The sequence below is a fragment of the Bacillus spongiae genome (assembly GCF_037120725.1).
Lineage (GTDB): Bacteria > Bacillota > Bacilli > Bacillales > Bacillaceae_K > Bacillus_CI > Bacillus_CI spongiae.
On the sequence record NZ_JBBAXC010000009.1, the window covers coordinates 40,628 to 53,155 of the forward strand.

General features: G+C 35.8%; 10 protein-coding genes and 1 tRNA gene. 5 read left to right on the top strand and 6 right to left on the bottom strand.

Going from position 1 to position 12,528, the window contains the following annotated elements:
- Window position 1: 1 nt before the first annotated feature.
- Window positions 2-1,342, bottom strand: coding sequence for a fibronectin type III domain-containing protein (locus WAK64_RS11895; protein WP_336587200.1), 1,341 nt, complete (start codon window positions 1,340-1,342; stop codon window positions 2-4).
- A 306-nt stretch (window positions 1,343-1,648) separates the two neighbouring features.
- Here WAK64_RS11895 and WAK64_RS22435 point away from each other — a divergent pair, with 306 nt between their 5' ends.
- Both WAK64_RS22435 and WAK64_RS11900 read left to right on the top strand, forming a co-directional pair.
- A complete protein-coding gene (locus WAK64_RS22435; protein ID WP_419465937.1) occupies window positions 1,649-1,756 on the top strand; it encodes a putative holin-like toxin in 108 nt (35 codons plus the stop codon).
- A gap of 674 nt (window positions 1,757-2,430) precedes the next feature.
- Window positions 2,431-3,657, top strand: coding sequence for a helix-turn-helix domain-containing protein (locus WAK64_RS11900; RefSeq protein WP_336587201.1), 1,227 nt, complete (start codon window positions 2,431-2,433; stop codon window positions 3,655-3,657).
- A 58-nt stretch (window positions 3,658-3,715) separates the two neighbouring features.
- Here the strand turns inward: WAK64_RS11900 and WAK64_RS11905 are convergent, their stop codons facing one another.
- From WAK64_RS11905 to WAK64_RS11915, 3 genes are all read right to left on the bottom strand, one after another.
- On the bottom strand, window positions 3,716-4,315 hold the full coding sequence (locus WAK64_RS11905; RefSeq protein WP_336587202.1) for a TasA family protein: 600 nt from the start codon (window positions 4,313-4,315) through the stop codon (window positions 3,716-3,718).
- 90 nt (window positions 4,316-4,405) lie between these two features.
- On the bottom strand, window positions 4,406-4,948 hold the full coding sequence (sipW, locus tag WAK64_RS11910) for a signal peptidase I SipW (protein WP_336587203.1): 543 nt from the start codon (window positions 4,946-4,948) through the stop codon (window positions 4,406-4,408).
- Complete coding sequence (locus WAK64_RS11915) at window positions 4,932-5,576, bottom strand: DUF4047 domain-containing protein (protein WP_336587204.1); 645 nt, start codon at window positions 5,574-5,576, stop codon at window positions 4,932-4,934. The genes sipW and WAK64_RS11915 overlap by 17 nt, the downstream gene beginning before the upstream one ends.
- Before the next feature lie 226 nt (window positions 5,577-5,802).
- Here WAK64_RS11915 and WAK64_RS11920 point away from each other — a divergent pair, with 226 nt between their 5' ends.
- The gene (locus WAK64_RS11920; RefSeq protein ID WP_336587205.1) at window positions 5,803-7,620 is read left to right on the top strand and encodes a M4 family metallopeptidase; all 1,818 of its coding nucleotides are present in this window, start codon (window positions 5,803-5,805) and stop codon (window positions 7,618-7,620) included.
- A 289-nt stretch (window positions 7,621-7,909) separates the two neighbouring features.
- Here the strand turns inward: WAK64_RS11920 and WAK64_RS11925 are convergent, their stop codons facing one another.
- Window positions 7,910-8,704: a right-handed parallel beta-helix repeat-containing protein gene (locus WAK64_RS11925; protein WP_336587206.1), complete on the bottom strand. Its 795-nt coding sequence runs from the start codon at window positions 8,702-8,704 to the stop codon at window positions 7,910-7,912.
- Between the two features lie 418 nt (window positions 8,705-9,122).
- On the opposite strand from WAK64_RS11925, the gene WAK64_RS11930 reads away from it, so the two are divergent.
- Together WAK64_RS11930 and WAK64_RS11935 are read left to right on the top strand one after the other, a co-directional pair.
- Window positions 9,123-9,359 (top strand): hypothetical protein, encoded by a 237-nt coding sequence (locus WAK64_RS11930; RefSeq protein ID WP_336587207.1) that lies wholly within the window; start codon window positions 9,123-9,125, stop codon window positions 9,357-9,359.
- Window positions 9,360-10,041: 682 nt separating this feature from the next.
- Entirely contained in the window at window positions 10,042-10,935 is an 894-nt protein-coding gene (locus WAK64_RS11935) for a right-handed parallel beta-helix repeat-containing protein (protein WP_336587208.1), read from the top strand.
- Window positions 10,936-11,673: 738 nt separating this feature from the next.
- Here WAK64_RS11935 and WAK64_RS11940 read toward each other — a convergent pair.
- Window positions 11,674-11,746 (bottom strand) — tRNA-Ala (locus WAK64_RS11940).
- Window positions 11,747-12,528: the final 782 nt, after the last annotated feature.

The window sequence follows — 12,528 nt, forward strand, 5'->3', positions numbered from 1 at the left end:
CTTAAATAAAAACACCTGCAATATGCAGCAATGTGTTATCGTTTCCACTTTGGTCAGCGTAAGTGCCTGTTCCAAAATCATAGTCTGCTACAATGATTCCTTCTTTTAGTAGCCTAATCCGCTTTATTTCTCCTTTCGAAATGTCACTTGGGCCAAGAGCATTGGCAAATATTGTCGTAGAAGCCATATAGTTATTTCCAGATTCATCTACTAGCCTTACCTCTGTAAACACTGCTTCTGGAATCCATGGAGTAGAACTCGTATTCACTTCTACATCATCTACATACACACGGTTATAAAATGCCCCAACGGAGTCATTTCCGGATGAATTTGTCCGAACGTGACTATTCGGCATCGTCAGCCTTGAATCTAAATAATAATTTGTAACATTAGGCTTCTTCTGCACTTTAAACTCAAAAATCACTTCGTCATGGGCCAATATAGGTGTTTTTAAATAGGAGTTTGGTAATCCATCTAGCTTTAAACTATAGCCTTCTGTTCTAGCATTTACGATAATGCCTGGTGACTCATTCCCATAGTCATCAACCGTTGTAATTCTAAATGTATACTCCGTATAAACGGACAAGTCGTCTACTACTTTTTCAAGTTGAATATACTCTAATGTATCAATTAAAACATTGTCATGATAAATATTATAAGTCATGACATTACTCGATAAACTTGGTGACCACTTTAAGGTTAAAGACGTTCTTGTAATCGTTGTGACGACGAAATTATTCACTTCTTCTGGGGGACTAGTTGTGGGTAATTCGACTAACTCTCCATTCACGAAATTTTCAGTTATTACTGAACCAGTTAATGCACTGGCTTTCCATATCCCATTCTTAAAAGTCAGCACGTCATCATCTATTGGTAAAGGTGTAGTCAAATCGACATCCAAAAGTTCACCTAAACTAGTGGCACCACTTTCCGTTGGTAAAGCCTTCGATACAAACTTCCCCTCACTATTATCATAAAGTAGTGCAAATCCATCTTCCCTAGCCTTTATATCAACATCCTTTACTTCGGACAAATTATGAGTATGAACCACTTCAGCTTTATTCTCCAATTCCGTTCTATCCGCTTTACTTCCCAGCTGTTCAAACCATCCCTTTTCATCAAAAACCTTGAGCTCTGCCCCGTTCACTACAATAAATCCATTAGAAGCCGATTCCTCAATTATCAAAGTGGAAGGTATATCACGCTTGTTGGCCAATAACTCGTTCCCTTTATCTGTACCAATAAATAACTCATTCGTGTCTATACAAAAGCAGAATTCTCCAATATCTAACACGGACAACTCTTCTTTTAAACAACTTTTTATTTGAATTTTATAGGGCACATATCACACCACCTTTTCAGACGTAATAAGTTGGCTGAAGCTCTAAATATGAATCTCACCTAAATAGTTTATTTTCGGCTAGTAAGATTAGAACTTTCGTTATGAAGCCTTTAAGTGAAAAGGCTTCAACAATTTTCATTTTTTTCCATAGAAATGATCCTTTGTTAATTGCTTAATATTGACGAATAGCTCTAAATAAAGAACGTATGTTCCTATTTTCTGTTTAAAGTGGTATAATTTAATCGTACAACCTATAAACGAGGCTTATATAGATTTCATTCCCTGATATAAAGGGGGTGGTAGTAGATGCTGACAACTAGTGAAACACTTGAAGTTTTAATCGGTTTTGGATCCCTGATTTTGGCGATTATCACCTTAGTCGTCGCCATACTTGCTTTGGTCATAAAAAAATAGACCACTCATATAGACTCGATACTATAAGTGATCTACTCATTTGGACAAGCGAAACTGCCCGATTATTGGTTGTACAGAAGCCATTGGTTGCAGCCAATGGCTTCAGATTTATACTATATCTTTAACTATAAATTATACATTTTAATACTGAAACAGTAAAGAAAATGGCTATTTCTTTTCAAGCAAAAACATGGTCCTTGACTTCTTCTACCCTCATTCTTTGTCTGGATTTCATATTTTATTTTCATCATCGTTACTTCCTATTTGATTATAGCTTTTAAACGTCTCCCTTTACGTTCACGGAAACAATATTGCCTTTTAGCTATTTCTCTATAAAAAGTTTTTATAACTTTCAAACGAAAACAATGTTTTACATCCTCATATTATTTAAAATACTAAATAGTTGATAGTAAGCTTTCAACTATGAAAGGAATAAGGTAAATTTAGCTTACGTGCCATGATTATAAATATAGTCTAATACTCTTCAGTTTGAACAAATCTATTTCCCATTACTTATTAGTACATATATCACTATCACTTCTAAAGAACCACAACGTTAAAAGGTATTTTCACCCATTTTTACACTCATATAAAGGGATATGAAGAAAAAAAGCCAATATAGAGGTATAGTAAAAAATTGAAATAAGGGATAGACCATAAAAGGAGTGTGTTAGATGTTAGAAGGAGAAATCATTAGATTTTACCGAGAAAGAGCAAAAATGACACAAGCCCAATTAGGTGAAGGTATTTGCACGACTACACATGTAAGTAAAATTGAACGTGGAAAAACAGCCTACTCTCCCGACATCATTAACCTATTTTCAAGACGCTTAAATATTGATGTTCAAAAAGAAATTGACACGTTAAGAGATTTAGACCATCACCTTGACCAATGGCATACCGCCATTATAATGGAACAAATTCCTTTAGTAAAAAAAATCAAGAACGAATTAGAGCAGATTACTTTTATTCAATCCTCCAAATACGCCGTACACTATCATCTTCTAACCGCTAGATATCATATTTTACTGAAAGAGCATAATATAGCCTTTAACATCCTTCATAAAATACAGGAACTAGACCAAGATCTCTCTCCTTATGAAAAAAACCTCTACTTACATGTTCAAGGAATTTATTACATAGAAAATAAAATCTATTATAGTCATGAAAAGCCCATCGAGTTTTTAAAGGAAATTGACCTAAATATATATAGAAACAAAGAATACTACTATCACTTATCCATTGCCTACCATCTAATAGATTCAAAAGTAATGGCCTATTCTTATGGAGAGAAGGCATTAGATTTCTTTAAAGAATCCAATAACTATTCACGGGCCATCGATGCAGAATCGTTAATGCTTCTTCAACTTAGTAGTGATCCGTTTTGTAACTTTAATGAGCTAATAGAACGTTATCAAAGCTTAATTCAGGCGACTGATTCCCTTCGTTTAAAAAATAAAAAAGGCCTACTCTTAAATAATCTAGGGTATGAATATTTCTACAGAAAAGAATATAAATTAGCGAAAAGTTGTTATAAAGAAGCACTACTCCTAGTTGATAAAGCCAATCCGATGTATCTTCTTCGGCTTTACAATTATATAGATACTAGTTTAGAAGGAAACCTCTCAAAAAAGTCATTATTATTAAAGCAAATTAACGAAGGTCTTACCTTAGCAACTCAATATAACCAACTTCATTATTCAACATTATTTAAACTGTTGAAATTAAAAGCAGAGGGTACCACGGATAAATACTATGGTTTTATTGAAAAGCAAGCCTTTCCACAATTCTCCTCACGGAAACATATCCTTTTTATGAAGAGGTTTGGAAAACAATTGTATGATTATTATGTTGAAACAAACCAGCACATAAAAGCTATAGAGATATCTAATATGATCTAATAAAAAAATCAAGCCCTCGTCACATGTTAAACATATGACGAGGGCTTGACTAATGGTTTTATTCCTCTCCTTCGTATACAATTCCTTCTGTTTGATCTGCATTAAATTTCCAATTCACCTGTAAAGCGTCTCCTTGGAATTCGTTTTGATCTTCCCCATTATCAACAAATTCAAATAATACGAGAATTTTTTCCTTATCTCCTGGTGCCAAACCGTCAGGCACTTGGCCACCTCCATCTGTATCGATGGCTGTAATATCTGGCATTTGAGTAGCTAGATCTTTCAAGGTCGTCTCTAGAACAGGAACTGTTGCATTCGCTTGATTGTAAAGAATCGTTACTTTAATGTGATCCGCGAAATCTCCTAAATTATCACCTTTTGCATCGTCTACTGAATAACTAGTTTCTAGTAATACTTGATTAATATCTAATGTACCATTGTTTTCTATTGAAAATTCACGTGAAATTTCATCACCTGGCTTCAGGTTATCAAGACTGACGATTGTTTCAGGATCAACAGATAAATCTAATGTTCCTGCAGCGAATGTGTTATTCGTCTCTACACTATCGCTAAAATAGGCATAAGTTCCTCCTCCCATTAAAGAAAATCCTAAGGCAGCTGTCATAATTCCTTTACTTACTGTTTTTGTAAAACTCATCAATTCATTCCTCCTTAATTGTATGTAGCTGTTAATCTATTAAACTCTCGTCAATATAAATAGCAGAGACAAGAGGACTAACCAATAAGATTAGGCATTTTTCGCTTCTAAATCTCTAAGAGCCGTCACCATAGTTCGAACTGCTGAAAGGACAAGTAACAAGCCAGGAATAAATAATAAGAGAGCCGATCCTGCTTTAGATGTTGCGAATTGAATGATGTAACCAGCATTAGGTATCGTCATCCCTGTGTATTTCCCTACAATATTTGCCGATACTACATAACCTGAGTCGGGTGCATTATTATGATCTCCTTTTGTTTCATACATCATTTGATCCCCAACTTTTTTCACATCAATAATTCGATGAGTAATCAACTTATCTTCTGCTTGAAAGGTGATAATGTCATCCTTTTTATAGGTTGCTTCCTTATTCACTACTTCGTTTACGATGATTGAACCTGTTAAAAACGTTGGCTCCATAGAGCCTGAGAGGACGACCTTCACTTGATGCCCGAAGATAGTCGGCTCTCCTCCTGAAGCTCTACTTGATAGAACAAGTACTGCTAATACAACTAATAATAGAATAAGAGCCCCACTCCCCATTTTACCTAGTACCTTAATTGCTTTCTTCACTACTATCCACCTCAATTTGATCATTTTGTATTGGAGATTCTTGGACAGGAATATTAGAATGCTCACCTTCTATATCCTGAGTTTCTCCATTCATTTTCTCCATTTCTACCGCTTCTTTTTCCTCCAGAATGGATATCGATACGTCCAGAGCAGTTAACGTCTCTTCTATTTCCAAGAGTTTTTTCTCATACTCAATTCCACTTATAATCTTTTCTATTTCGTTAAATGCCTCTGTAACGAATAAAAATTCTTCACTCTTATTGCTTATCTTCGCTTGAGAAGCATATTGCTTCACCTCTTTTACGTCATGCTGAAGCTCACTCCACTTGATGATTAAATGATCGTACTGCTTAAGAAGCATTTCTTTGTCACTTTTTAGCTTAAGCAAAGATTTTGCTGAACTATCTTGTGGCATATGATTAAAGCTTTGGATAATCTCCTCTACTTTGTCATGAATATTTTCTTCAAGCGACTTTATTGTAGAAGGAAAGACAAAAGCAGCAGTAATTTGAACCATAGTCTCCTCTTGGTTGGAAAACGATGCTCCCGTTTCCCCAACTTGTCCAGCCACAAAATACACCATAGTACAACTTACTGAAATGAGTATGATTTTTTTATACGGGCTCATTTTTCTCATCCTTTAACAAGTGGATATGCGTTTATTGTATGTATTTATCAGAAAATTGTAAATTGGGTTATTTTTCCGAAAAATAAAGGTGGTTTTTCTATTATTTTGCTAAAAGTTGTTGTCAATGCCGTTATTATTGACTTTTTAATAACCCAATTGACCGTAAAAACAATCTTCATAATAATTAAAGGTGAGTTTTCCAAAATTTTTATGAGAGGTGATTTTGTTGAAAAGAAGAAAAAATTTACGAAAGAAAGCTCTTCCTGCTGCGATCGCTGCAACTTTTGCTATTTCTGGCATAGCAGCACTACCTGGAAAGAATGTATTAGCAAATGAACAGGTAAAGCTTCACCAAGAGCTAAATACTCCCTCCTACATAATAGGGTTATGGGATGCACCAAAGGGATTAACGAAGAAAGAAGCGATGTACGAATTTCTCCAAACAAAAGTTCTTCAACCACAAGGCTTGTCTTCCTTCAAAGCAGCTGAAGAAAGTGCCAACGCGGAGGAGCAATTCAAAATTATCAGTGAAAAATCTGATAAGGAGACAAGCACGTATCATTTCCGTACTGTCGAACAGTTCAAAGGTATTCCTATCTATGGTTCAGAACAAACTATTGCGCTCGACAAGGATAACAACGTAACAGCGTTCTTCGGAAAAGTTACAGGTGACTTAGATTCTATCGTAAATTCGACAACAGCAGCACTACAAGAGGATGAAGCGTTAAACATCGCGAAATCTAGCATTGAAGCTGAAATTGGAGAAGTAAAGGATTATGATGGAATTACTTCCGAGCTAGTGCTACTCCCTCAGAATGACAAGCTAGTCCTTACTTATCTCATCAAGGCCTCTACTTCCCAACCTGCACCTGGTTATTACCATTATTTCGTTGATGCAAGTAACGGCGATATTTTAAACAGCTACAACAAGGTACACAGCCTGCATCCTTCACTCGAAGATGCAGATCATAATAGTTTTACTAACACAGCGGCGGCAAGTGGGAATGAAGGTCCGGTTAACCCTAGCATTGTTCCAGACCCTGCAGAGCCAGTTTCCTCGAGAGGAATGGATATTTTCGGGAAACTTCACACCTTCCCTTCAGTAATGGATCCTGTAACAGGCGAGCGATATTTATTTGATGGAACTAGAGCCGATGGTATCCATACATTTAATGCTGAACGTATGGACACGAACTTCTTCCTGTTTTTATCAGCCTTTTTCGGATATACAGGAGCTGAAGTAACAAGCTCATCCAGCTTCTTCCACGATCCAGCTGCAGTATCCGCCCATGTCAATGCAGGAAAGGTATACGATTATTACAGTGACGTATTTAATCGTAATTCATTAGATGATAACGGCATGAAGCTTGTTTCATCTGTCCATATTGGATCAAAATGGAATAACGCAGCGTGGAATGGTAGACAAATGCTATATGGAGATGGGGATGGAAATCGGATGATTTCCCTATCAGGTTCATTAGATGTTATCGGCCACGAAATGACTCATGGCGTTATCACTAATACAGCAAACCTTGTTTACCAAAATGAATCAGGTGCGATTAATGAGTCTATAGCTGATATTTTGGGAGCCTTTATCGAGGACAAAACGGGAGATGACCTTTGGTTACTAGGTGAAGACATTTGGACACCTAATACACCAGGCGACGGACTTCGTTCAATGAGCGACCCAGCATCAGTATACATTGGTGGATATACCGATTCAGGCTACTACCCTGACCATTACGATGATCGTTATTTAGGACCACTAGATAACGGTGGCGTTCACATCAATAGTAGTATTAATAATAAGGTTGCATACCTTATTACAGAAGGCGGAACACATTACGATGTATCCGTTCAAGGGATTGGGAAAGAGAAAGCAGAACAAATCTTCTACCGTGCGCTTACCCTTTATTTAACGGCTTCTTCTGACTTTAGCCATATGCGTCAGGCAGCCATTCAATCTGCAAGTGACTTATACGGGGAAGGGTCTCCAGAAGTACAATCTGTAATGGATGCTTATGATTCTGTAGGAGTTCAATAAAATAGGGTTAATTATACAACAAATCTACTAAAAAATTATTCTACTTGCCACTCATTGATTGGATAAACGAATAATTTTCGCGCTCGGAATTTTATTCCGAGCGCTTTTATTTATGTTCTCATTGTCTAAAGTTAAGAATATATGGACAGTTAAATATATTAAAGACACGACAGTAATCACCTTTAGTTAGGCTCTTTTCGTAAAGATTGGGGCTTTATTGCAAAGGAAATAAAAGGTTTGCAATGACTGTTTATAAGAAAAGAAGCATCCCCAAGGATACTTTCGTTGGCTAGTTACAAAGACCGATTGGTAAACTATTTTCACACTTATTCCCTTTGAAATTATTATCGTCGTCATCAAAAATATCTAGGTTACCATTAAAGAACGCACGGTTAAAGAAAACATTATTCTCATTTGAATTTGAAGATATAGTGATCCCATCAAAATCATTATCATTAGCCTGGTTTCTAATAATGTTATTATTACTGGAATCATCCTCTAACAAAATACCATTGTTATTTCCAATTACTTCATTACCTTCAACCAAATTCCTATCAGAATTGTCTAATTCAATCCCGTTCATTGAATTATCACTGCAACTATTCCCTTTTACCTTATTACTATTTGAATCAGCAATATTAATTCCGGTAGCATTACTATTACAATGATTACCATTCACCATATTACCATCTGAGTTGGAAATGCTTATCCCGCCTAAAATATAATCTTGAATAATAAACCCCTTGACAAGCACGCCAGAAGCAGTGCTAGAAATAATTATCCCACTATTCAACATATCCATTCCATCTAGCAAAGGCTTCTCTTTCCCCACCCCGATTAGCTTAATATTTCTTGTATCTATCGTTACAGTTTCAACATAAGGTTCACCTTTTTCCTTAACTAGTATAATGTCACCAACTTCAGCCATGCTAACTGCATCGTCAATATTCTCTACTTCATCTGGCACAACGATTGTTTTTTCATTAAAGATGAAGACACCGATTATCGTGAGAAACCCTAATAATAGAAACGTGACGAATACAATGCCCATCAACAAAACACCTTTTCTTGTTACTGCATCCATTTCCTCACCTCAATCCTGAAGGTAATGCTCTTACAGTTTATGAAGGAACTGATCATTATATGAGTCTAAGAGAATGACGAAAATTCTCATGGCAAAAGAAGAAATTTTCCCTATTAGGATTTACTTATCGAACATTCTTCTAGCCTACTTTTAAAATAGGAATATAAGAAAAACAATAATGGTTTATTACTCGACAGTTTTTCAAAAAACATTTGATATATCCAATTTGTATCACACTTAAACACAACTAAACTGAAAAGGACAAGTTAATTTTCCTCTAGGACTTCCTGAGAAACACAAAATCAGGAAAACAATGAGAGTAAAAAGCGATACGTTTCAATTACGAATACATAAATAGCCAATTGACCTGTCATAGTTTAAAACAAATAGGCATATGTTCTATGAGGAGGTGGCAGAAGTGGATAAGTATAAATCAATTTGCTGTCTATGTTTAGGTGGTTTTATTTTAATGGCTGCCATAGTAATAGGCTTAAACATTAGTGCTTCAAGCGTAATAGATGGAATTGCTAGAAGTCCAGAAAATGAAGAATTACTTATAGAAAATTTTATATTTTTAAGCGTTTTACCAGCCTTAATTTTCTTTTTCATTGCATTAATCGCTATAATCATTTGTATTATTAAAAAAAGCAAATAAATGAAAATGGCTCCTTTCGATGAGAAAGGAGACATTTTCATTTATGTTCTTAATACCTTCCAAGTGATTCATCAACTTTTTCTTGCTTCCATTTCACATTCATTTCGGCAACCATACATAATTGTTATTATTTTCTGTAGGTGGTGGGATCGATGGAGGCCCGCTACTGTTTATCAATGAGCCGGGTGGAAGCGGATATTCCTCCTGCAACCATACAATAAAGTTGCGGTAATCATCGACATTCATTGTGTCTATATAATCGTCCTACTCTCTCGCATTAATTTATACCCCTAGTCATCGAAACACTGCGTCATAGTTCGCGAGTGGCCTTTCGCTCTCCCTTCTGCTTTCTTTGCATTCTAATATTTTGCGTAAAAAAACGCAACGATTTGACCGGCTTTGTTTAATAATTTTCCCTTTTGGCATAAAAAATACGCCTCATTCCCATTGGAATTAAAGACGTATAACTTGACCGCTTTGCTCAAGTTTTCGGGGCGCTTCACTATTTCGATCAATCTGTCGTTACCGCAAAACATTCCGACCCAATGATTGCAGCGTTAATGGCGTATAGAAGACGAATGAGATTAGTAGTTAGAACGCACATTTACCCTCTTTGTACAAGCAGTCTTAGCGCTTCTTTCATATATTTTAGTAAGGCCAAGTATGAAGGGAGGTTTACAATATGGTATTACGGATTGTACCTACTATGTTTCCAACGGTTCAGGATGCGATTAATGCTTCAAGCCCGGGGGATAGTATACAGATTCTCGCTGGAAAGTTCGATGGGTTTGAGGTAGACGTGGAAAATTTAAAAATATTTGGATGTGGGATTGGTCGGACGATTATTGCGGGTGCTCCAGCGCAGGGAACCAGTGACGGTGTGGTAGTGAGTGCAGACCGAACGACATTACAAGGATTTACGGTGCAAGGATTTAGTGATAGTGGCGTTATCATAGTATCAACTAATAATGTTCTTAAAAAAATTGAAGTTAAGTTTAATACTTCAAGGGGAATTTTTGAGCTTTCGGGTGCTAATCTAATTATTAACTGCATTGCTTCCAATAATAGTTTAGGAATGGATATAATGGGGACTCCTGCTTCTTGCCTTATTAACTGCATTAGTACTCAAAATGCAGTTAATGGTTATTTTATGTTTACAGGTAATTTAATTAACAGTAGTGCAAGTGAAAATAATAATGGTGCTGGTATTTTTGTTGGTTCTCCATCTACAATTTTAGGTAATGAGGTTCTTAAAAACAACGGGCCGGGAATAGAGATAACCAGTATATTAATTAATATAATTGATAATAAAGTGTGTAATAATGAGAGAAGTGGAATTGAATTAGATGCGATTAGTGAGAACGTCATAGATTCCAATCTTGTACGGAACAACGGCACTGAAGATACAGACGCAGGTATCCTCGTTAATTCAGGCGCAACTGACAACACCATCCGCTTCAACAAAGCGAGAAATAACTTCGAATTTGACATCGAAGCAATACCACCTGCCGATATAGCTAACACCTTCGATGGCAACAAATGCGGAAATAGTGACCCGCCTGGACTGTGTACCTAAACGAACACTAGGCGTGTCAACACGACGCGCCCTTTTTGTGCACTCCATTTGGTCTAAAATTTCTATAGTCTACACTTCTATTCGGCAATAAACAAGTCAAGATAGCATTAATATTAAGGTAGTAATAGGGAGCCTTGTTAAATTAACACCCTAATACAAAAAGCCCAATAAACAATTCTGATGTTTAACGGAGCTAATAAATACTTTTCGAATTCCTTGTAAGCAAATAACCCATAGTAATAAATGAGATGTGATTTTTTGTGAACGTCTCTAAAAAGCAAAAAACGACGCGGTACCTCATATAGCCGAAAAACCGCGTCGTTAGAAAACTATTATTATGTTGGGGGTTAAAGAATATCCAATAAAATAGGTTATGAATTTAATATCTAAACAAGGTATTCCATACATCAGATACTTTCCCATGAAAAATTCGTTCTTTTATTATACCGAAATGATAAAACTAAGTTAGCACTCCGTAAATTTTGTTTTTGTTTAAAATCAAGAAAATTTTCAAATATGACTTTTACTGATTCTTTTTTAATGGTCTTTTCTGCTTTTCTTTTATTGGGTTGTCGCTTGAATACTTTCTTTTTTTCATCAAAGAAATCTAAAGACAAAAAAACACCCCATTCATTCTATGATTTAGAATAAACGGAGTGTTTCCGTCAAAACTTGATTGAAACTAAACAGCAAACTCGTTTTGACATAGTATTGTATAAACGCTGTTAAATTAAGGTATGGAGCATAGCGGGATCGAACCGCTGACCTCTACACTGCCAGTGTAGCGCTCTCCCAGCTGAGCTAATGCCCCGTAATAAAATATTGAAAAGTCACCCGCTAAGCGAACGACTGCTTATCAACTCTTATTTGCTAGATTTATTATAACTGATAGACCCTCAACACTTCAATAAAAAGTTGCATAACACAGTAGTAATCAAGCAAACAAACCCCCTCGGAAACTCGATCACCAGAAAATCTATTTCATATTTTATCGCTTCTGTTACGACCTGTTAGTGAAGATATCATAGATTAAAAGAAGAATTATTCATATAACGAATTCATACTTGATGCAAAAATGAAGCAGGCTTGGCTAATCACTATCATGCTTTTAGAATTTTATAAATAATAGCCTACTTTCTTTCACATAGACTAGCGTTGACTCAATAAAAGAAGATCAAAACGATTACAGCATTATTGCACCTATGGAGATACAATCGATAATAGCTACACGTATTCCCCCCCCTTCGACCACTCTAGAAAATCTATGTAAAGCACTAGTGAGTAAACCATAAATTATCTATATCCCAAATAGCTTATTAGTCTCTACAATACAGAAAAGGGGTTACTCTTTTCGTGCTCTATAAGGCTATCAACTTGAATTTCATTCTCGTAAATTTCATCTGTATTATTCTCTATCTTCAAATAAAATTTCGTTGACTTCCCCTGTAAATCTAAAGCTCTCATACTAGTCCACCGTAGCATAACAACCAACAAGAAATAAAAAAGCTTTTTGGAAATTTACTAATTATCTAGAGACATTAACATTCGTTAATATATAGGGTTCCATAATCGCTTCCTCATTACATCCCATTT

Bases quoted from the DNA above. Each gene is read 5' to 3' on its own strand.
- WAK64_RS11900 (WP_336587201.1), top strand. From the start codon at position 2,431: ATGTTAGAAGGAGAAATCATTAGATTTTACCGAGAAAGAGCAAAAATG.
- WAK64_RS11925 (WP_336587206.1), bottom strand. From the start codon at position 8,704: ATGGATGCAGTAACAAGAAAAGGTGTTTTGTTGATGGGCATTGTATTC.
- WAK64_RS11905 (WP_336587202.1), bottom strand. From the start codon at position 4,315: ATGAGTTTTACAAAAACAGTAAGTAAAGGAATTATGACAGCTGCCTTA.
- WAK64_RS11915 (WP_336587204.1), bottom strand. From the start codon at position 5,576: ATGAGCCCGTATAAAAAAATCATACTCATTTCAGTAAGTTGTACTATG.
- WAK64_RS11935 (WP_336587208.1), top strand. From the start codon at position 10,042: ATGGTATTACGGATTGTACCTACTATGTTTCCAACGGTTCAGGATGCG.
- WAK64_RS22435 (WP_419465937.1), top strand. From the start codon at position 1,649: ATGCTGACAACTAGTGAAACACTTGAAGTTTTAATCGGTTTTGGATCC.